At 34.3% G+C, this 20,746-nt stretch carries 17 protein-coding genes and 1 pseudogene; 15 read left to right on the top strand and 3 right to left on the bottom strand.

Annotation, left to right across the window (positions count from 1 at the left end; all coding sequences use genetic code 11):
• Positions 1-9 precede the first annotated feature (9 nt).
• From HMPREF0631_RS08150 to HMPREF0631_RS08130, 5 genes are all read left to right on the top strand, one after another.
• On the top strand, positions 10-1,389 hold the full coding sequence (locus tag HMPREF0631_RS08150; protein ID WP_002844373.1) for an MATE family efflux transporter: 1,380 nt from the start codon (positions 10-12) through the stop codon (positions 1,387-1,389).
• Positions 1,386-3,209, top strand: coding sequence for a serine hydrolase domain-containing protein (locus HMPREF0631_RS08145; RefSeq protein ID WP_002844382.1), 1,824 nt, complete (start codon positions 1,386-1,388; stop codon positions 3,207-3,209). Before HMPREF0631_RS08150 ends, HMPREF0631_RS08145 begins: the two co-directional genes overlap by 4 nt.
• Positions 3,210-3,486: 277 nt before the next feature.
• Positions 3,487-3,903 carry a sigma factor-like helix-turn-helix DNA-binding protein gene (locus HMPREF0631_RS08140; RefSeq protein ID WP_001051308.1) on the top strand — a complete coding sequence of 139 codons (417 nt, stop codon included), beginning with the start codon at positions 3,487-3,489 and terminating at the stop codon, positions 3,901-3,903.
• Between the two features lie 446 nt (positions 3,904-4,349).
• A complete protein-coding gene (locus HMPREF0631_RS09890; protein WP_001058405.1) occupies positions 4,350-4,496 on the top strand; it encodes an SHOCT domain-containing protein in 147 nt (48 codons plus the stop codon).
• Positions 4,497-4,558: 62 nt separating this feature from the next.
• On the top strand, positions 4,559-6,406 hold the full coding sequence (locus HMPREF0631_RS08130) for a recombinase family protein (RefSeq protein WP_002844385.1): 1,848 nt from the start codon (positions 4,559-4,561) through the stop codon (positions 6,404-6,406).
• A 239-nt stretch (positions 6,407-6,645) separates the two neighbouring features.
• On the opposite strand, the gene HMPREF0631_RS08125 is transcribed toward HMPREF0631_RS08130, so the two are convergent.
• Entirely contained in the window at positions 6,646-6,969 is a 324-nt protein-coding gene (locus HMPREF0631_RS08125) for a hypothetical protein (RefSeq protein ID WP_002844375.1), read from the bottom strand.
• Between the two features lie 773 nt (positions 6,970-7,742).
• Between HMPREF0631_RS08125 and HMPREF0631_RS08120 the strand changes: the two genes are divergently transcribed.
• The 6 genes and pseudogenes from HMPREF0631_RS08120 to HMPREF0631_RS08095 form a co-directional block, all read left to right on the top strand.
• Positions 7,743-9,203, top strand: coding sequence for a SpaH/EbpB family LPXTG-anchored major pilin (locus tag HMPREF0631_RS08120; protein ID WP_002844374.1), 1,461 nt, complete (start codon positions 7,743-7,745; stop codon positions 9,201-9,203).
• Between the two features lies 1 nt (position 9,204).
• Positions 9,205-10,080, top strand: coding sequence for a class C sortase (locus tag HMPREF0631_RS08115; protein WP_002844402.1), 876 nt, complete (start codon positions 9,205-9,207; stop codon positions 10,078-10,080).
• 40 nt (positions 10,081-10,120) lie between these two features.
• Positions 10,121-11,107 (top strand): Cna B-type domain-containing protein, encoded by a 987-nt coding sequence (locus tag HMPREF0631_RS08110; protein ID WP_002844387.1) that lies wholly within the window; start codon positions 10,121-10,123, stop codon positions 11,105-11,107.
• Positions 11,097-14,225 carry a SpaA isopeptide-forming pilin-related protein gene (locus tag HMPREF0631_RS08105; protein WP_002844390.1) on the top strand — a complete coding sequence of 1,043 codons (3,129 nt, stop codon included), beginning with the start codon at positions 11,097-11,099 and terminating at the stop codon, positions 14,223-14,225. The genes HMPREF0631_RS08110 and HMPREF0631_RS08105 overlap by 11 nt, the downstream gene beginning before the upstream one ends.
• On the top strand, positions 14,218-14,802 hold the full coding sequence (locus HMPREF0631_RS08100; RefSeq protein ID WP_002844397.1) for a sortase: 585 nt from the start codon (positions 14,218-14,220) through the stop codon (positions 14,800-14,802). The genes HMPREF0631_RS08105 and HMPREF0631_RS08100 overlap by 8 nt, the downstream gene beginning before the upstream one ends.
• A 305-nt stretch (positions 14,803-15,107) precedes the next feature.
• Positions 15,108-15,275, top strand: a pseudogene (locus HMPREF0631_RS08095) (relaxase/mobilization nuclease domain-containing protein); the annotation flags it as partial.
• A gap of 608 nt (positions 15,276-15,883) precedes the next feature.
• On the opposite strand, the gene HMPREF0631_RS08090 reads toward HMPREF0631_RS08095, so the two are convergent.
• On the bottom strand, positions 15,884-17,281 hold the full coding sequence (locus HMPREF0631_RS08090; RefSeq protein WP_002844396.1) for a sensor histidine kinase: 1,398 nt from the start codon (positions 17,279-17,281) through the stop codon (positions 15,884-15,886).
• A 1-nt stretch (position 17,282) separates the two neighbouring features.
• Positions 17,283-17,987, bottom strand: coding sequence for a response regulator transcription factor (locus HMPREF0631_RS08085; RefSeq protein ID WP_002844395.1), 705 nt, complete (start codon positions 17,985-17,987; stop codon positions 17,283-17,285).
• A 145-nt stretch (positions 17,988-18,132) separates the two neighbouring features.
• On the opposite strand from HMPREF0631_RS08085, the gene HMPREF0631_RS08080 reads away from it, so the two are divergent.
• From HMPREF0631_RS08080 to HMPREF0631_RS08065, 4 genes are read left to right on the top strand one after another with little or no spacing between them, the layout of a single operon-like run.
• Positions 18,133-18,900 carry an ABC transporter ATP-binding protein gene (locus HMPREF0631_RS08080; RefSeq protein ID WP_002844388.1) on the top strand — a complete coding sequence of 256 codons (768 nt, stop codon included), beginning with the start codon at positions 18,133-18,135 and terminating at the stop codon, positions 18,898-18,900.
• Complete coding sequence (locus HMPREF0631_RS08075; protein WP_002844376.1) at positions 18,897-19,622, top strand: ABC transporter permease; 726 nt, start codon at positions 18,897-18,899, stop codon at positions 19,620-19,622. Before HMPREF0631_RS08080 ends, HMPREF0631_RS08075 begins: the two co-directional genes overlap by 4 nt.
• A gap of 11 nt (positions 19,623-19,633) precedes the next feature.
• The gene (locus HMPREF0631_RS08070; protein ID WP_002844401.1) at positions 19,634-20,398 is read left to right on the top strand and encodes an ABC transporter permease; all 765 of its coding nucleotides are present in this window, start codon (positions 19,634-19,636) and stop codon (positions 20,396-20,398) included.
• A 7-nt stretch (positions 20,399-20,405) separates the two neighbouring features.
• Complete coding sequence (locus HMPREF0631_RS08065; RefSeq protein ID WP_039866493.1) at positions 20,406-20,702, top strand: hypothetical protein; 297 nt, start codon at positions 20,406-20,408, stop codon at positions 20,700-20,702.
• Positions 20,703-20,746: the final 44 nt, after the last annotated feature.

Below are 20,746 nucleotides of genomic sequence, written 5' to 3'. Positions count from 1 at the left end.
GGTCTTATAATGGATGTTCGTGATAAATTGCTTACGGAAAATCCTTGGAAATTGATGATTAGCCTTAGTTTGCCGGCGATTTTGGGTCAACTGATAGTAGGATTATATGCCTTTGTCGATTCAATTTATGTCGGGCAAATGGTAGGAACCGATGCCATGAGTGCAGTTTCGGCGGCATCTCCGTTTGTATTGATCAATAATGCGATTGCAGTTCTTCTCGGAATAGGTTCGGGCTCTGTACTTTCTCGGGCAATCGGGAAAAAAGATAAAGAAACCGTGGATAAGATTATAGGAAATTTGACTTTCTTGGTAATCATTCTATCATCAGTAGTTATGATTATCGGTATCATATTTGCTCCTGAATTTTTACGCTTATCTGGTGCCGACGGTGAAGTGCTGGAGATGGGTGTTTCTTATTTAAGAACAGTATATCTCGGCTCCATATTCGTAAATTTTATGCAAGGTGCAAATATGGTAATAAGGGCAGAGGGCCGCATGGGAGTTGCAATGGGAATCATGGCGGCCGGTGCTATTTTGAATATTATATTAGATCCTATATTCATTCTGCTTATGCCATCTCGGGGACCGCAAGCCGTTGCGATTGCAACTGTAATTTCTCAAATCAGTCAAGCTCTGGTCACCTTAATATACTTCTTGAAAAAAAGTCCGGTGGTTCGTTTTCATGGGATAAAACCTGCAAAAGATTTATTACCTGAAATTTTTTCCGTGGGAATGAGCGCTATGCTCATGCAAATTATGATGTTGGTTCAAATGACAGTTGTATATAATACGGCAGTGCATTTTGGCGGAGAAAAGCAAATAGCTCTTATGGGAGCCGCTCAAAGAGTTATGCAGCTTGCATTTGTTCCGATATGGGGAATGAGTCAAGGGATGCAGCCCGCTGTCGGAACAAATTTCGGAGCAAAAGAATATATAAGGGTTAAAAAACTTACGAATGTATTTATTATAGGTTCGACTTGTCTTGCCGGATTTTTCTTTGCCATAATCGAAATTTTTTCAGTGCAGATATTATCTGCATTTATTACCGATTCAGCTATCGTAAGTTCAGGATTATCTAATTTTAGACTTATGTACTGTATATTTCCTACCTATGGCATGCTCATAATGACAGTCACTTATTTTCAGGCTATCGGGAAAGCAAAACAGGCAGGAGTATTGGTTATACTAAGGCAACTTGTACTTGTAGTCCCTTTAGTATTGATATTGCCTCGTTTTCTGAACGGAAATGTTCTCGGAGTATGGTTGGCGTTGCCTTTGAATGATGTCGTTATAATTTTGATTGCAATTATATTGCTAATTAGTGAATACAAGCATCTCATTAAGCTTGCACAGGAAATAAGCAAGGTGAAAGTTGGCGAAATATCATGAAAAAAATCTTCATTTTGAGTTATTTCATTGCTTTTGCCTTTGTCGTTTTATTTCCGCGTTCCTTTATTTTTGCTGCGGAAGAAACTGAACATTACGAAACTGTTATTGATAAAGTTGCGGATGCGTATATAGGTAAAAGTGTTCCGGGTGCATGTGTTATTGTATCTGAACACGGAGAAATTGTGTTTTCAAAAACCTACGGATATGCTGATTTAGAAAAAAATATACCTATGAATCCTGAGAACACAGTTTTTGAATGGGGCTCAATATCAAAAACCTTTATATGGGTGAGTGTAATGCAATTAAGTGAAGAAGGAAAAATTGATTTGAATGCGGATATCCGCAATTATTTACCAAAAGGTTTTTTGAAAAATTTGCATTATGATACACCTATTACAATGCTCCATCTCATGAATCATACGGCGGGTTTCGAGGATCAGCTTATTAACCTGCGCTATTTTGAAAGTGATAAGGAATTTGCATTAGCCGAAGTCTTGTCCTCATATCAACCCGAACAGGTATTTTCACCGGGCAAGGTAAGCGCATATTCTAATTGGGGTGCTGCATTAGCTGCATTTATTGTAGAGAGAGCGAGCGGTCAAAATTACAAAGAATATGTAAATGAACATATTTTGAAACCTTTAGATATGAACAATACATCGATAGGTCCATTTCAGAATGACAATCCTACGATTTTGGCAAGAAAGGCAGTCGGTTATTCTTTTTCTGAAAAGGGATTCCGAAAAGAACCGAATATGTATTTAAGAATGTACCCTGCTGGTGGAATGAATGGCTCAGCCGGAGATTTATTGAATTATGCACAAGAGCTGGCTAAAAATCATGACAAAGATAATCTGTTGTTTAATAATCCTCATACTAAAAAAGATATGTTTACAGAAACCTATCGCTCCTATGGTGCAAATTCCGGTTTGTCTCATGGCTTCTGGCAATATGTGAATAATCCGGAAATACTTGGGCATGAAGGGGGAACATACGGGTTCAAAACACAAATATGGGTAGAGCCAAAAAATGAGAGAGCAATTTTAATATTGACAAATGTAATGGAGACGGAGTTTTGCTCGGAGATTATGGAAAAAATTGCATATACAGAAGCTGATGAAAAAAAGATAAAAGAAAATTTAGATCTTAAGATGTTAAGCGGAGATTATCTTCCTGCCCGCTCTGCATTGAAAAATGTTGGAAAAATACAAGGGAAAATGCAAATGATTTCCATTAGGGTGACAGATGGAAATCGTCTTTGTCTTACTATGCCATTTGAAGATAAAAAGCAATATTACGAACAAATAGATTCTAACATTTTCTTTTGCAAGGATGCGAGTCCTGAAGAAAAAACACTTGCTTTTAATATAGCTGACGGCAAAGTACATTCTATGAGCTTTAGATTAGCTCATGATTATATCCCTGCCACTAACACACAAGGAAAAATAGCATTTTTGTTCAGCTTGGGAACTTATATATCAACCACATTATTATTTTTAACATTACTGATTATATGCATCATTTCAACTCTACAAAGGCGGAAGAAATGTACGCGGCATCATATGTATCTATATATTTGTGGAGCTATGCTTGGGGTTTCTGGAATTACCGGAATAGTTCATTGGTTTTCAATATATGAAATTCTTGCTCATGAACTTATGATTATTGTTATTGCCGGATGGTTTTTTAGTATTATAGGGATTTTATGTGGAGGATATGCAATTTTCAAAGAAAGAAGTATCAAAAACAGTGGATTACTACTAATATTTATAGCTCAGATTTTTTCGGCATATTATCTTGGGTTTTTAACTGTTGTATAGAGGATCTTTTAAAAGAATGCTCTAATATATATTTTTCGAGTAAGGAAAATTTGATTAAATAGTGGAGGTAATTGCTATGTGTTATGTAGGGTCTGTTATTTATATAGAAAATAATAATAGACCTTTTTGATGTCGGTAATTATTATAAACAATTAAATTTAAAACATTTTGGAAGAACAGGTTTCTTCCGTTTTCGAGGACTTTTTATGCTTATGTGCAGGAGTCCTCCTTTTTTGTCTGAAAAACAAATAGACAAAAAAGAAATGGAGGAAACTTTATGGCAAAAGAGTATTACCTTTATGTCAGAGGGCAAAAGGTAAAAGTCAGTGAAGATATTTATAAAGTCTACTGGCGAGAAAAAGAACACGAGAAGTATTTAGAGCAGGTGGACAGAAAAAACCACCTGCTTTTCTTTTCCTCTTTGGATCATGATGGGAATTTTGTAGATAACATCGCTGATGAAAGCGTTGATGTAGCAAAGATTGTTGAAACACAGATGATGATTGAGGCAGTCAGAAATGCTATATCAAAACTAAACGATGAGGAAAGGGACATCATAGAGCGTTTGTATTTCAATGATGAAACGCTATCAAGCATAGCGAGAGGTAAGAAAGTGAGCTATCAAGCTATACAATGGCGAAAAAATAGCATTCTTAAAAAACTAAGTGTGCTATTGGAAGAATTTATGAAGTAATCGCCTTGTGCATGAGGGCAGATTTTCCTTTATAAAGTGAAGGGAGAACTGTCCTCATTTCTTATTTAAGAAGTGTTTTGAGAAAAGTCAAAGTTAAAAATCTCTCTTAATGCCATTAGGCACTTGTTCCTTGACAACTGAATAGACCAAGGTAGGACTTTAGCTACTTGTGGAGGATTATGACTTACGCCATGACCTTTCTGCTGAAAGAAATTTTGGTTTTATGAATACTGATAAATCAAGGAAACAAGAAAGCGAGCGATAAATAAGAATACATAAAAACAGATGTGGCAATCTGTTCGTTGAAACAAGTAGTGATAATGATACTTCAATAGTTTAAGCCGGCTCGTCTGGAATAAGAGGCGGAGGTGAGATTCCTATGTTGCTGCCAAGCACCTACCAATGTCATTAAACTTAAAAATAAATTTGAATGAGGAGGAGTTGAAATGAATAATGAATTATTAAAATACAGCCTCCAATTATCTATGCTGTCTATGTTACTTTCTAAGCACTTACTCAGCGATATTGAATATAAAAAGATAAAAATTAAATTGATGAAAAAGTATAACATTCCCACAGAATTATATTTATAATGTCTTGGAAGTGTGGTATAATAAAACTGCATAGAAAGATACAAAAAAAGGAGGCGGGTGCAGTGAAAAGAGATGTAAAAGTTATTAAAGGTGATACCACACTGAAAAGAACTGCATCAGGCTGTGTAGAGCGCTCAATAAAGAGGGTAGCAGCTTATTGCAGAGTCAGCACGGATACCGAAGATCAAATTAACAGCTATAATTCTCAAGTAGAACACTACACAGATTTTATAAAGCAAAATAATGAGTGGACACTTGCGGGGATATATGCTGATGAAGCAATAACCGGCACACAGGTTGACAGAAGAATTGATTTTCAAAGATTAATCAATGATTGTATGAACGGAGATATAGATATGGTAATTACAAAATCTATATCAAGATTTGCAAGAAATACTTTAGACACCTTGAAATATGTTAGAAAGCTGAAGGAATACAATGTTGCAGTATTTTTTGAAGAAGAAAATATCAATACATTAACGATGGATGGCGAATTGCTTTTGACTATTTTAAGTTCAGTCGCTCAACAGGAAGTGGAAAATATTTCAGCCAATGTTAAAAAAGGCTTGAGAATGAAGATGGAAAGAGGAGAAATGGTCGGGTTTCAAGGCTGCTTAGGTTATGACTATGATCCGGAGACCAAGAGTATTTCCGTCAATGAAAAAGAAGCTGAGATTGTACGATATATTTTCAGGAGATACCTTGAAGGTGTTGGTGGGATGGTTATTTCCAGAGAGCTTGAAGAACAAGGTTATTTATCACCAAGAGGGCATAAGAGGTGGACTGAAACCACTGTTTTAGGAATCATTAAGAATGAAAAATACAAGGGCGATCTTCTTATGGGCAAAACATTTACTGTTGATCCTATTTCAAAAAGAAGATTGGATAACTTCGGAGAACAAGATAAATTCTATATTGAGAATCATCACGAACCTATTATTTCTGAAGAAGATTTTGAAAAGGCGCAGGGGATTAGATTAAGAAGAGCAAAAAATAGAAATACTGTTGCTAACAATGGTGGCAAAAGAGAAAAGTATTCAAGAAAATACGCCTTTAGCAGTATGCTTGAATGTGGTTTTTGTGGACACATGCTTTCAAGAAGAAATTGGCATTCAAGCTCTGAATATACAAAGGTAATTTGGCAATGTGTTAATGCAACAAAAAACGGAAAGAAATATTGTCCACATAGCAAAGGCATTGAGGAAGAAGCTATAGAAAAAGCATTTATGGAAAGCTATCGTCAGGTATGCCACAATAATGTAGAAATTACAAATGAGTTCTTGAAAACTGTGGAAGAAGAGCTAAAAGATAATAGCTTAGCAAAGGACTTGAAGAAAATAAGCAATCAACTTGATAAAATACTGAAGAAAGAAAAAGACCTTGTAGAATTAAGACTTAATGAAGCAATCAGTATGGAGATATATCAAGAGAAATATAATGAAATAGCCATAAGCAAGGAAAAATTGCTCGAAGAAAAGAGGACTTTAGAGGTAACACTGACTGATGAAAAAGCATTGAAGAAAAGGCTTGAGGGGTTTAAGAAGTTACTGGAGTCTAATAAATATCTTGAAGAGTTTGATAGGACAGTATTTGAAAGTATAGTAGACAAAATTGTAATCGGTGGGACAAATGATGATGGTGATATTGATCCTGCAATGATTACTATCATATATAAGACAGGGAAAAAGGATTCTCAAAACGGACGATTATTCAAGAGCAGAAGAAAAAATGCAAAGGTTGTTGAGGAAAATGATGGCGATAAATTGTATTCTCAGTCAAGCAACGAGGTTAATAAATTGTGTTCCTATTCAACAGACAACACATGTGGAGACTGTAGTTCTACTGTCAAAAACAAACGATTAAAACTGTATAAAAGGCTTGAAACAAAGGGATTTCATGTAAATGTATAATTTACTGGAATCTCTTTTTCTTTGTTAAGACAATAGCCCTGACTTTTCAATAGAAAAGTATTAAAATACACTCTAAGAAGTAAAGTTTTGGAAGCATTTTATACATACTAATTAGGAGTCGGATTCACTTGTTTTTTTCGTAAATTGTAAATTCCATCCCTAGTGAAGATATATCATAGTTGCATTTTCAATGATCCTAATTGTACAATTTGATTGAATTAAAACCGATTTCGGTTTTGTTATTTATCTGCTAACAAAATTGGAAATATGTCAGAAGATGCATCAGAACCCATTTTAGAGTACAGATTTTTAAATATGTCAGTAAGCGATTTTGAGTTGTTAGACTCTCTTAAAAATGCAAGTTGTAGTTCCTGTTTTACAAAGTGTATAGTAAGCAATACTGGACCACCCTTTATACCTACAACAGAATCTATTTGTTGCGCTGGAAGGTCAGGATGATTAGTCATATAGTCTTTATAATCCTTAAAAGTACGGTTAATACGACAGGATTTATCTACCTTTATATTTCTTGATTCAAGAGTTAAATATTTTTGTGTGTTCATAATAATTTCCTCCTCATAAATCAATGGAATGCAACTATAAACTTATGATACATTTGAATTATGAACTAGTAAATTCCATATACAAATAAAGTGTATTTGATAAAAGCAAATTCTATATCATGGTGGAATTTACTTTTGCAAGAAACAATCATTTTTATTTTTAATTAATATTGACAATCAATATTAATAGGACTACAATTTTATTAGAGATTATTCTCTAAAATTTTTTATTGGTGGTATGAGGTATTATGAATACAAAAATATAAAACAGTAAGAAAAGCATATCACTGTTATTAGCGACGGGTATTACTTTTTCAAGCTTAATATCAGTAAATACATATGCTAGTGAATCTTCCTCAGAGTTATCCTTGGATAGAGTTTATGGGAAAGATAGATATCAGACATCCATTAATATCCTTGAGAAGATGGATACAAATAAAGTCGTAAATTGCAATATCAATTTGTACACTTTTATTTTTATTTGAAATTGCAATGTTTTATCTGGAATCCGAAAAATTCTAATTTTAACGGTAGCCTATCAAATTAAATGCGACTCAAATTATCAAAGCAAGCAATGGGATGTATATAAATGAAGCTACTTATCTTTTATAGCTGATACTTTTTTCTACACCTAAAATTAAAAAAACGGTGTTATCAACACTAAATTAAGCGTAAGGAGGTTAATTATGAATTGCTTAAACTATTACGATAAAGCGACTTAGTTATACAATAAAGCTCTAAAATCAAAAAAATTAATTAATTAAGGAGGAAATATGAAAGATAGGATTCAAAAAATATTGAGAATGATGCTTGCACTTGCTCTTTTGTTGACAAGTATTGGGCTAAATAACGCTTTCGCTGCAGGCAATGGTTCGATAACTGTAAATGGAACAACTAAGGATAAGACTTATGGAATTTATAAGATATTTGACTTAACTTACAAAGATGACAATGTATCTTATACTATAGCAGATGGATGGAAAGATTTTTTCGCTAAAGGAAATGGTAAAGAGTTTATAGTTGATAAAAATAATTCAAATAACAGCCTTAATCCTATTGTAGTAGATGGGAAGGTTAAGTATATAAACATTACTGATGATAATGTGGCAAAATTTGCAAAAACTGCAATGGGTGAAATAGCTGATAAAAAAAGACAAGCTGTTCAAAAAGCAACTGGTGAGACATTAAAATTTACAGGCTTAGACCTTGGATATTATTTAGTTCATCCAGAAGGAGCATCTGAAGCTGCTACGGGTCAAAGTTCTATAGTTTCTCTAACATCTACTAAACCTACGGGTGAAGTTACAGTGAAGGGAATTTATCCAACAATCAAAAAGGAAGCAAAATCAAAATCTGCAGATTATGGCGAGAAGGTAAGCTTCACAATTACAGGAAAAGTTCCAGATCCAACTGGTTATAAGAAGTATGAATATGTTCTAAAAGATACACTTCCAAAGGGCCTAAGTATTGATGCAAATAGCATCAAAGTTACAATTGGTGGAGTTGATAATACAGCAAATATTACAAAGGCTGTAAGTGGTCAGGATTTAAGTGTTACATTCAATATATTAGAGCTTGTGAAAAAAAGTTCTGCTATAGTTGGTCAAGACATAAAGCTTACTTATGATACAACAGTAAACAAGGACTTTGTTCTTGGTAATCAAGGTCAAGAAAACAAGGCTCATGTCGAGTTTTCAAACGACCCTAAGAATGGCGAAACTAAGGATAAGACTCCAGAAGAAAAGGTAAAAATATATTCAGGAAAAATCAAAGTTACAAAATGTGCTAAGAATGACAAAACTAAAAAACTTGAAGGTGCACAATTTGTTCTTAAAAACTCTGACGGAAAATTCTACAAGCTAGATACTGCAAATAATGAAAAGAAAGTTTCATGGGTTGAAAATTTAGATCAAGCAACAGTTTTAACATCAGATAAGAAGGGTGAACTCGAATTTACAGGAATAAAGGCTGGAACTTATAAGCTAAAAGAAACAAAAGCACCAGACGGATACAACTTACTTACAGAAGAAAAAGAAGTTGTCTTGAAAGATGGCTCTAATGCAGCAGACACAGTAACTATGGAAGCAACTTCTGATGTAGAGAATAGTTCAGGTACAGAACTACCAAAAGTTGGTGGAGCAGGAACTAAGTTATTTGCTTTGATTGGTGGAGCAGTAATTCTTTATGCAGCACTAAGCCTAATTAGAAGAAAAATTAAATTACAAGAAAGGTAATATGAGAAGGAATTTAATTCCTTCTCATAGAAAAATTATGGAGAGGAAGAAATCTATTTTTCTAAAAATTTTACTTGTAATAGGCTTCCTTATCTTTTTCTACCCTAATATAAGTGATTATGTAAATAATTTTACGCAGAGTAGGGGGATTATAAATTATGAGAAATCTTTAGATGAATTTGCCAAGATTGACATTCAAAAAATCAAAGATGAGGCTAGTTTATACAATCAAAAGATTTTTGAAGAAAAAGATGCTATTTATTATCCGAATTTAGTTCATGGTTACAAAGAAAATTTAAATCCTTTTAATGATGGGATGATGGGCTTTCTTAAAATAAAAAAAATAGGGGTCTATCTTCCCATCTATCATGGGGTAAATGAAGGAGTTATCCAAAAGGGGGTGGGTCACTTGCCTGGCACATCTTTGCCTGTCGGTGGAGCATCAACTCATGCTTGCTTGTCAACTCACAGTGGTTTGCCAAGTGCAAAACTATTTACAGATTTACATAAATTAGATCTTGGAGATAAGTTTATAGTATCGGTCTTAGGTGAAGATTTATATTATCAAGTAATCCTTAAAGAAACAGTTCTACCCAAAAATGTAGAGCCTCTAAAAGTTTCTGCAGGAAAAGACTATGTAACATTGTTCACTTGTACGCCATATGGAATAAATACTCATAGACTACTAGTTAGAGGAGAAAGAATTAGTTCGCCAAACATATCAAAGGATGAAACAATAAGAAACGAAGTTAAGAAAAACATGTTTCTTACTATCCTTAAACTAGTTTTAATGTTTGGTCTGATTATTATAATCATTCTATCTATAATAAAAGATTTCATATATCTTAAAAAAGAAAAAAGTTTATCAGAAAAATAGTTATGGATATACTTAAAAATTTGGAGGAGGAATAAATGAAATGAAAGGAATAAATAAAAGCAAGCTATTGTGTCTTTTTGTATTGCTATTTGGCATTGCTTTTAATTTTCAAAATGTTTACGCGAGTAATAATATTAATTCTCCAGAACAAATAGATTTTACAATTTCTTATACAGATGGAAGTGATGGCATAAAGGATGCTGAATTTAGCATATATAAAATAGGAAATATTGATAAAAACAACAATATCAGCTTGAGTGAAGACTTTAGTAAATATCCCATAAATTATGATAAAGTTAAGAAAAGTCAGTGGAATGAATATGCTAATACCTTGAAAGGATATGTAAAAAAAGACAAGGTTAAAGCATTTTGTAAGGGAAAAACCGACGATAAGGGCTTATTGAATGTGAAAGTAAACAAGGGTCTATATCTTATTGTTGGAGAGGATTTATTTACAGGCTCCTACAAGTATATGAGTAATCCCTTCGTTGTTTTACTTCCTGAAAAGGATACAGAAACAGGCATATATTTAGATAAATCAAGGGCCTATCCTAAACTTACAAAAGAAACTCGCACCAAAAAGACCATAGACCTAGATGTCTTGAAGGTTTGGGATGATGATGGTTATGAAAACAAAAGACCAGGCTTTATAGAAGTGGAACTATTGGGCAATGGAAAATCAAAAGAGAGTGTAAGGCTAAACAAAGACAATAATTGGACTTATGTTTGGAAGAACCTTGATTCTAGCGTGTCATGGACAGTAGTTGAGAAAAATGTTAATAGAAAAAGATACGAAGTCAAAGTTAAGAATTACGATAATAGCTTTGTTATTACAAATATTTATCTCCCAGCTACTTTACCAAAACCAGCCCCAACTCCTCAACAAGTAGCTTTTAAAAAACCACCTATGTTACCACAAACTGGACAATTATGGTGGCCTGTATATTTTCTATCAGGCATGGGGATTATTAGTATTGTAATAGGATACGTCAAAGAAAAGAGAAAGGGAGAAGGTAATGAAATATAAAATATCCAAGTTATTAAATATATTTTTAGTTATAATCATGCTATTCTCTCATTTTTCAGGAGTCTTTGCTAGTGATTATGTAGAAAACAACTCTCAAAATGTATTTAATTCGAATGTAAGTGCTAATGATATTGTAAATGATAGCAAGTCAGATATAGATTCTAATATGGATGATCAAATAAGAGAAGATTCAAATGAAGAAACAAATCAAGATTTAATACAAGAGCAAATAAAATTATCAGAAGCTGACAAAGAACTTATTAAAAAATATAGGCTTATTATTAGCAATAAAGATAAGGTTAATAACGATTCTCCTAATGGAAGAAATTCTGATGAATTAGACAATGAAGATGATTTAGCTGATAGGCAAAATAAAGAAGATCATTATGACTTAGATATTGATAAAAGCGATAATAAAATTAATTATACAGAATTAACAGCTAGCGAAATTGAAGGTAAGAAGGGTTATTTTGAATTAAGCCTAGAATCACAAAATAATAAAGTAATTAAGACCCTATCCCTACATCCTACTAAGAACATAGAAATAGTCAAAGAGTTATTTACACAGACTCAAGAAAAAAGAATAGAAGAGATATTAAATGAAATCGACTCTTATATAAAAGACAATCAGGGTGATCTTTCAAATAATAAAGATGCTTTTGAAAAAATACAATCCGTGCTAGGAGAATTGAGAAATATAAAGGCATATTATTCATTAGAAGATGAGCATCTAACTATAAAGAATGAATCCGTAGAAGAAAATAAGAATAATAAACTAATATTGGAAAATAATAGTTTAGATAATAGTAAAATAAAATTTATTATTAGAGTCAAGGATAATATGGATTTAGAAGAGGAAGATTTATTAAAACTTGTCGTAGAAGGCGAAAACGAGGAAGATAAGTACTCTGTAAGAAGCACAAAAGAAATAGATGAAGATATTAGATATATACCAGCCCTCTATTCTAATAGTTTTTACACAAATTATAATAATATAAACTTGAGAACAAATGGGAAGAATCGATGGCAGATAGTAAGCCAAATATACAAGGGGAATTCTCAAAGGGATAAAAAGGGATTTACAGCTTTTGGGGATTACGAAGATGTTTGGATTCAAAAAAATGTTGTTCCAACAGATGTGGAAAATGAATTCAAAATATATTTAAGTATATCAAAAAGAGTAGGTTGGGATAGTTTATTACAAGAAGCGGATTTTATAATAACTACCTCAAATAAATATCATAGAAATGATATAGGAGATATCATAACTAGTATAAAGGGAAGGCATGGGAAAGTAAATGCTAATCCAAATAATGGAGGTAGGACTTATCATGCTACTGTGTATTTTGAAAGAAATAATCGCAAAATTGCTACTAGGAAAATGAAATTTTATGGAGAAGTACCTAACTGTAATAATGCAACAGGTTTTATATCTGTTAACGGACTTGTATTTTTAACATCGAAGTCTGTTAATTTACAGGGCAATGATTTATCGTTTACTGTAAATCTAGACGCTCTTGAACAAGCGGGAGTTTATTATCTAGTCCCTCCTGCACAATTAGAATATGTTGATGACAAATTGGGAGATTATTTAATATATGATGGTCAAGAGTATGCTGATGGTTCTGTGGCTTATGACAAGGAAAACAAATTAATAAAATGGAATATAAAAGAAAATCCTAATGTAAAGATTACTCACCAACAAAGTCCAATTACAGGCTATTATTATAATGTAGCTCAACTTGTTTATAAGGTTAAATTAGATGTAAAAAAACCTGGATTTCATCCTTGTGCCAACAACATGGAAAGGTCTGCGAGTGATGGAGGAGCGTATTTTACATCGGATTATGCAAAATTATTTTATAAAAGGACTTGGGAAAATACAAACTCATCCACAAATTATCAAGCTGAATTTCCAAAGCCTTCTGTCAGAGGACTTCTATATGACTTAAAAATCAAAAAGGTAGACAAAAATAACCGCAAATTGCTCGGAGATAGAAGAGCAAGATTTAAGATAATAGATAAAAAAACTAATGAAATCATCAGCGATTCAGAAATTGATGATGATGGAACTATGACATTAAGAGATCTGCCTTGGGGAACTTACGAGATAGAAGAAGTAATAACACCTTATAAATTTCCTTATGATTACAAGTCTAACGGACCAAACACAGTGAATTTATCTTATACTGATAATGCCAGCGATTTAATTCAATCTGATAAAAGTGGCAATATGATTTATCGAGGAAATAATAGGGGTATTCTTAATATAAAAAATGAAACTAAAACTGGCAATATAGAAATCGAAAAAGAAGTATTGACAAACTTAATTGGAAAAGAAAAGAATGAACTGGAAAATAAAGAATTTTCTGTAGAGTTGACTCTGAGAAAAAAAGACTTAAATGGTGAGGACAGGGCAGTCTCTGGAGAATTTGAGTGTGAATTTCCAAACGGGAATTCTACTATTACATTTGATAGTGATGGCAAAGCAAGCTTTAAAATTAGTAATGGTGAAAGAGTTCTGATAAAGAATTTACCAGCAGGAGCTAGGTTAGATATTAAAGAAATTGATTTAGATAGAAAATTCACAGTGGAATATTCCAAACAAACTATTAATGTAGAAAAAGATAAAACTATTACAAGTACAATAAAAAATAAATATTTCATCTCAAACTTTGATATCATAAAGAAAAATTCAAAAACGGGTGATTCCTTGCCTGGTGCGGAGTTTACTATTTATAATTCTGACGACAATTGGAATAAGAATGGTGAAGTCTTTATAGCTAAGTCAGCTAGGAATGGAAAAGTAGAAGTTAGGTCTATCAAGCCTGGTAAATATATTTTAGTAGAAACAAAAGTTCCAGATGGTTTTATTTCAGAAAATGCCTTCTGGAAAATCCAAGTAGATGGACAAGGAAAAACTACTATAACAAATGAAAAAGGGATAGCCCTAGCAAAAAAAACAGTCAAGGGCATAGATACTTATATTATAGGAAATGTACCGGGTGTAGAATTGCCGAGAACAGGAGCTAGAGGGATTACTCTTATAAAAGTCATAGGAGGAAGTTTAATTCTAGTAGCAGGCTTTGTCCTAATAAGGAAAAAAAGAAATGCTTAGAAAGAACATATATTTTTATTTTGGAGGAGCTTGTATCTTGTTAGCCTTTATCTTTTTTGCTCATAATCTTAGAGAAGATTATGAGGCTAAAGTGAGGACGGAAAAAATTGTAACAGAACTTAAAGAGAAAGTTGGGAAAAAACCTAGTCCACAAAATAATTATATAGAAAATCCAAAAATGGAGATGCCAACCAGGCAAATTAATGGCTTAGACTATATAGGTTATCTCAAAATTGAAAAACTTTCCCTGGACTTGTCCATCCTTAGTGATTGGTCATATCCCTTAATAAGGATATCTCCAGCAAGGTACAGGGGAAGTGTATATGAAAATAATATGATAATCCTTGCCCATAACTATAATGCTCACTTTGGATATCTTCATAGGCTTGATAAAGGAGATAAGGTTGAATTTGTAGATATGAATGATAATCACTTCATCTATGAGGTAGAAGATGTAGAAATTATTAGGCCGGATCAAATAAATGAGCTTGTGGCAGGAGATTGGGACCTAAGCTTATTTACTTGCACCCTAGGTGGAAAATCTAGAGTCCTTGTACGCTGTAAAATTCAAAGTTAGAATAAAAAATAGGGTGAATATTTTTCTAAATTAAGTCAAGGCTTGAATAAATCTGGACGAAATAATACTTGCTAGTGGATGTGACCCATCTTTTGATGGGGGCATCCACTTTTACCTTGTCTAATAATTGCTTGTAAAGCTATAAGCCTTTGTGGCTAGGCTTGTTTGATATTAGAATTTTAGGCGGATAGTTTCCTTAATCGAGGCTTTTCGAGTTGATATTTCTGATTAAAAAGCGAATCCGAAAACTACTGTCGAGGACAGCATCGACAGCACTGTCATCCTGAGGAATAGAAGCTGGTATAATGAATTCAAACAAATCCCTTAATTACAAAGGAAGACAACCATCTACTGCACATATTCAATTTTTGAAAACTAGAGAAGACAATGATACTAAAGGTACAGTTCTAGCTAGGCATTTAATTCAATCTTTTCTGCCAGGAGAGGTTGATCCTATAAAAGCTCACGAAATTGAATGGCAATAAGTAAAAAAAGAATACCCTTATGCAAGAGTATTCTTTGAATAAAGAACAATTTTCTGACATTGTTCAATATAGGAAAAACTATGAAAATTATCATGGGAAAGAGGGGGAGAGATAGCATTACAATAATCGAATACATCACTATTATCATATGTATCTGCATAACTACATTCCCTAAAAATTGATACAATAATGGTATCTTAATGCAGTTATATACATTTATTAACTGATCTGGTGTTATATTGAAAAAGCAATCAAACGGTAATACTCTACCAATAAATGGAGATACCACAAATAATATTATAGGAACGCATAAACTTATAAGTGGTGAATGTGTTTTAGCTGATACAAGGAGTGTATGTATTTGTGTTGTGACTTATATTTTAACACAGGATTCGCAATGAATCATTTTTTATTTAGTTGTACAAATTGATTATACAATCAACCAATATAATATTTCTATTATATTTTACAGAAATGAGAGTTCTTATTGAACGGTCTGAAATCTCTTACAATAAGAGATATAATTTCTATATACAAGAGATAAAAGCTCATATGTAAATACCGATGCACCTATAAACAGTGCATCGGCTCTGCTTTTATTCTTGTATTGGCAATGTGACTTTTACTGAAAAACCGCCATAGGAGCTATGCTCGATAATGGTTGTTCCGTCGTGTGCTGATATAATCTGCTTTACGATAAGAAGTCCTAAACCGTGGCGTTGCTCAGCTGTATTTTCGTCACAGACCATATAATGCGGAGCATTATTGAGCTTTTCTATTTGCTCGTTAGTAGCTCCAACGCCGTCATCAGAAACACCTACTGTGCATATGCCGCTGTCAGCCGTAACGCTGACATAGATTTTACAGCCCTGTTCATTATGATTGATGCTGTTTTGAATGAGATTGCTAATCGCTCGCTTTAGTAAGTCCTTATCAGCTTTTACAGGGCATATGGTTAAGGCTTCGTCTGTTTCCCATTCAATCGGATATTTGTCCTCAATATCCATGTTGATAAAATCAACAACTACCTGCCGAACAATAGCAATTAGATTTTGCTTTGCAGGATTTATCGGCTGCATATTGTACTCTAATTTGGACGCAAGATTAAGGTCATTGATTAAGTTCTGTATACGCTTACTTTGTCTTACAATGACTTCTGCCTTTTGTCGTTCTTCAGAAGTCAAAGTTGCATCGTCCTTTAGTTGACCTGCATACCCCATAACCATAGATAACGGAGTTCTGATGTCATGAGAAACTCCTGCAATCCAATCCGCTCTTGCGGTTTCCTTTTTCTTTAACTGTTGCCGCTGTTCCTGCAATATATTAGAAGTCCGATTGATATTGGCAGAAATATCAGAAAGCAGACCTTTTTCTGAAATATGAACAGGCTCACCGATAGACAAATCTTGTATGCCTTTTGTAATTGGTTTTACAGGTTTTAAGAATTTCATATTTGCTACCACATAAATCAGCAGGATAACCGCAATATTAACAGCAAAAACAATGAAAACGATTTGTGGTAAGTGGGCAAAAAAGTTATAGTTCCAACTCGCACTTGTATGTTTCCAAAAGCTGTCTTTAGGATAGCCAAGAACGACAATGCCATTTTCTGTTTCGCCCGTGTAAGTAGGATACCCATCGAGATACCCGACAGATAAATCAGCTATATCAGACAATGAGTAATTAGCAGGTATTGTATCGGGAACATTTTCTGTTTTCCACACGATTTGCAAGGTATCGTTATCAACAACAAAGGCCCATATATTTTGTTCTTTTAACTGCGTGGAAACATCTTCCTGCAATGTATATCCGCTTTCGGTTATTTGAAACGCCTTGCCTGTCTGTGTTGCCACATTATATGGCGAGTCAGCAACAGATGGCGATTGCCAAACCATAAGGGATGCAAATATAGCAAAATTAGCAAATACCAACAGCACGAAGCTCAACAAAAGAATACCCGTAAAACGCCATATAAGTTTAGGCAAATTGTTCATGTTATCTGCCCTCCACAATCAGCTTGTATCCCAATCCTTTTACTGTTATCAGTGAAACAGGTTGTGAAGGATTTTCCTCTATTTTTTCTCGGATACGGCGTATGTGTGCCATTAAAGAGTTTTCATATCCAAATGGATTTTCGCCCCAAGCTGCTTCACACAGAGCATCTATTGTTACAATCCGACCTGCATTGCGGTATAAAACAGCCAAAATGTCGTGCTCTTTTGCCGTTAGAGCGATATGCTCTCCGCCTTTGATTATCTCTGCACGGTCAAAATCAATTACGCTGTTTTGCAATTTTACAAGAGGATTTTCGTCCTTATAGCTTCTTCGTAGAATAGCCATTATACGGAATGTTAGATCCTTTGGTAAAAATGGTTTGACGACATAGTCATCAGCACCAAGACCAAACCCCTTGAATTTATCCTCGTCCTCTCCACGGGCTGTCAAAAATAATAGTGGGTATTCGCCTTTCTGCTTTAACTGTTCCATTAAAGAAAAGCCGTTACCGTCTGGTAGCATTACATCAAGGATAGCAAATTCTGGTTGAAAATTGTCTGCTAAGACAAGTGCTTCTTTGACGGTTTTTGCGGTGGCAATATTGTTAAATCCTTCCTCATTCAGAATAGACACAACCATATCCAAAAGCTCCTGCTCGTCATCTACAAGCAACAGGCGTTTATCTTTCAAATATTCAAAATTCATACAGATACCTTCCTCCTAATTAAATATTATAGCATAGAATTTTGAAATTTCCTAATGTGCGAATGAATGTAAGGTAAATGTAAGGTGGATAGAAGGTTGCCACAAGGTTGGTGTTGTACCATAAGGACAGAAAGGAGATGTTGCTATGAACAACTATATTATCAAAACAGAGCAGTTGACAAAAAAATACAAATCTTTTGTTGCTGTCAATGATGTTTCACTGCATATTCGAAAAGGGAGTATTTACGGCTTTTTAGGTCCGAACGGTGCAGGAAAGTCTACTACAATGAAAATGCTCTTAGGGCTTACCACCCCGACAACAGGCAGCTTTGAAATTGACGGTAAACAGTTTCCGAATGACCGTCTTTCCATCTTGAAAGAAACAGGTTCTTTCATTGAGTCACCATCCTTTTATGCAAACTTAACAGGCAGAGAAAACCTGGATATTATAAGGTGTATTTTGGGATTGCCTAAAAGTGCTGTTGAGGACGCATTAGAATTGGTAGGTCTTTCTGAGTTTGGCGACCGCCTTGCTAAAAAATACTCGTTGGGTATGAAGCAGAGATTAGGACTTGCAGGTGCATTGCTTGGCAGACCCCCTATTTTGATTTTGGATGAGCCGACAAACGGACTTGATCCGTCTGGCATACATGAAATCCGAAATCTGATTAAGTCGTTACCCGCCCTTTATGATTGTACCATTCTTATTTCTTCTCATATGCTGTCTGAAATTGAGCTGATGGCAGATGATATAGGAATACTTAATCATGGGCGTCTGCTTTTTGAGGGTAGTCTGGATAGTTTACGGCAGAACGCAATGCAGTCTGGATTTGCCGCTGATAATCTGGAAGATATGTTTCTGAGTATGATAGATAAAGATAATGCAAGCAGAAAGCAGAGGGCAATATTATGAGAGCGTTATCTATTGAGCTTCGGAAAGAAAAAAGAACAGGCGTTATTCCGTTAATGCTTGCGGTTGGAATTTTGGGTGCGGCATACGCACTTGTAAACTTTATTGTACGGAAAGATACGCTGCTTAATTTGCCGTTAGCTCCTATGGATGTTCTTCTTACGCAGGTTTATGGCATGATTATGGTGCTAAATATGTTTGGCGTTATCGTTGCTTCCTGTATCATATATAACATGGAATTTAAGGGAAGTGCCGTGAAAAAGATGTATATGCTGCCAATGAGTGTTCCTGCTATGTATTTTTGCAAGTTTTTAATTTTGACGGTCATGCTTTCATTTGCCATAGGCTTGCAGCACTTAGCTCTTGCCAAAATTGGAATGACAGATTTGCCAGAGGGAACATTTGAACTTGGAACATTGTTGTCTTTTGCAGGATATTCTTTTACGACATCAATGCCTGTATTAGCTTTTATGCTTTTCATATCCTCTCGATTTGAAAATATGTGGATACCTCTTGGCATTGGAGTGGCAGGCTTTTTAAGCGGAATGGCGTTAGCGACATCAAATATAAAATGGTTATGTGTCCATCCGTTTGTAGTTATGCTGAAGCCTGCCGTTGCGACGAGTGCAAAGCCAGATATGACTATTGTAATAATAGCATTGATTGAGACAGCCGTCTTGCTTTTTGCAGGATTATGGACAGCAAAAAATCTGCGTTATGAATAGGAGGTGCCGATATGAGTTTTTTAGAATTACTTAAAATTGAATTTATGAAAGTTAAGAGAAGTAAAATTGTTCCTCTGATTTTCATTGCTCCGATATTGGTAGTAGCTTCTGGTGTCGCAAATCTGCAAAGCTATTTTACACCCGAATACACCAATGCCTGGGCGGCAATGTTTATTCAAAGTGCATTAGTATATGCCTATTATTTACTCCCATTTAGTATGATTGTTGTTTGCGTAATGCTTGCAGGACGTGAAACGGGAAACAACGGAATATTAAAAATGTTGGCGTTGCCTGTTAGCCGATATGCACTTTCTGCCGCAAAATTTTGTGTGTTGCTATTCTATTTGTTCATGGAAATGGTTGTGTTTCTTGGTGTATTTGTTGTTGGAGGATTGATTGCAACGAAAAGTGCAGGAATTACGGAAGCATTACCTATCATGTATTTGCTGAAATGGAGCGTTGATCTGTTTCTTACTATGCTTCCGAGTATAGCAATCATGTGGGCAATTACAGTATTGTTTAGCAAGACGCTACTTTCTGTCGGATTTAATCTATTGTTGGTTATTCCCAGTGTCTTAGTAGCGAATACACCACTTTGGATTGCTTATCCCTATTGTTATAGCGGCTATTTGGTTTCGTGTTCTTTACATGATTTCAGTGTAGGAAGTGAGAGTACAGCTTTTCAGCTATTTCCGTTTTTACCATGTGCGATATTGATTTTTACTTCGGTACTTATAGTGGCGGTAACACGCTTTGGAAAAAAAGAAATGAGGTAATACGATTATGGAAAATAAAAAATTTAAAAAACTGAGTATAGCAGCAATTGTCATTAGTATATTGCCGTTGACAACTTTTATCCCATCCCTGCTGAACATTACATTGTCTGATGGAGTGCGTTCGGTCTGGGCAGGTGCAAATATAGTATCTGTATTGGTTGGGTTTGCACTATCCGTTGTCTGTGTTAAAAATCACGATAGCAGAAGTGTTGTAAACATTATTGGGATGGTTATTAGTAGCCTATGGATATTGCTTATATGCGGTATTCTTGCACTTGCAGTATTCCTTAACGTTATTCAATAGATAGGTATTCTTATTATGAGAAAAATATTTATCTCTTTAATACT

It is taken from the genome of Peptostreptococcus anaerobius 653-L (assembly GCF_000178095.1).
GTDB lineage: Bacteria > Bacillota > Clostridia > Peptostreptococcales > Peptostreptococcaceae > Peptostreptococcus > Peptostreptococcus anaerobius.
Note: the sequence above shows the minus strand (reverse complement) of the source record. Positions and strands in the feature narration are given on the sequence as shown.

What these genes read in the sequence shown, in the direction of transcription:
- HMPREF0631_RS08080 (WP_002844388.1), top strand. Translation starts at nt 18,133, where the DNA reads ATGAACAACTATATTATCAAAACAGAGCAGTTGACAAAAAAATACAAA.
- HMPREF0631_RS08125 (WP_002844375.1), bottom strand. Translation starts at nt 6,969, where the DNA reads ATGAACACACAAAAATATTTAACTCTTGAATCAAGAAATATAAAGGTA.
- HMPREF0631_RS08145 (WP_002844382.1), top strand. Translation starts at nt 1,386, where the DNA reads ATGAAAAAAATCTTCATTTTGAGTTATTTCATTGCTTTTGCCTTTGTC.
- HMPREF0631_RS08085 (WP_002844395.1), bottom strand. Translation starts at nt 17,987, where the DNA reads ATGAATTTTGAATATTTGAAAGATAAACGCCTGTTGCTTGTAGATGAC.
- HMPREF0631_RS08070 (WP_002844401.1), top strand. Translation starts at nt 19,634, where the DNA reads ATGAGTTTTTTAGAATTACTTAAAATTGAATTTATGAAAGTTAAGAGA.
- HMPREF0631_RS08140 (WP_001051308.1), top strand. Translation starts at nt 3,487, where the DNA reads ATGGCAAAAGAGTATTACCTTTATGTCAGAGGGCAAAAGGTAAAAGTC.
- HMPREF0631_RS08120 (WP_002844374.1), top strand. Translation starts at nt 7,743, where the DNA reads ATGAAAGATAGGATTCAAAAAATATTGAGAATGATGCTTGCACTTGCT.
- HMPREF0631_RS08100 (WP_002844397.1), top strand. Translation starts at nt 14,218, where the DNA reads ATGCTTAGAAAGAACATATATTTTTATTTTGGAGGAGCTTGTATCTTG.
- HMPREF0631_RS08115 (WP_002844402.1), top strand. Translation starts at nt 9,205, where the DNA reads ATGAGAAGGAATTTAATTCCTTCTCATAGAAAAATTATGGAGAGGAAG.
- HMPREF0631_RS08090 (WP_002844396.1), bottom strand. Translation starts at nt 17,281, where the DNA reads ATGAACAATTTGCCTAAACTTATATGGCGTTTTACGGGTATTCTTTTG.
- HMPREF0631_RS08110 (WP_002844387.1), top strand. Translation starts at nt 10,121, where the DNA reads ATGAAAGGAATAAATAAAAGCAAGCTATTGTGTCTTTTTGTATTGCTA.
- HMPREF0631_RS08105 (WP_002844390.1), top strand. Translation starts at nt 11,097, where the DNA reads ATGAAATATAAAATATCCAAGTTATTAAATATATTTTTAGTTATAATC.
- HMPREF0631_RS08065 (WP_039866493.1), top strand. Translation starts at nt 20,406, where the DNA reads ATGGAAAATAAAAAATTTAAAAAACTGAGTATAGCAGCAATTGTCATT.
- HMPREF0631_RS08075 (WP_002844376.1), top strand. Translation starts at nt 18,897, where the DNA reads ATGAGAGCGTTATCTATTGAGCTTCGGAAAGAAAAAAGAACAGGCGTT.
- HMPREF0631_RS08150 (WP_002844373.1), top strand. Translation starts at nt 10, where the DNA reads ATGGATGTTCGTGATAAATTGCTTACGGAAAATCCTTGGAAATTGATG.
- HMPREF0631_RS09890 (WP_001058405.1), top strand. Translation starts at nt 4,350, where the DNA reads ATGAATAATGAATTATTAAAATACAGCCTCCAATTATCTATGCTGTCT.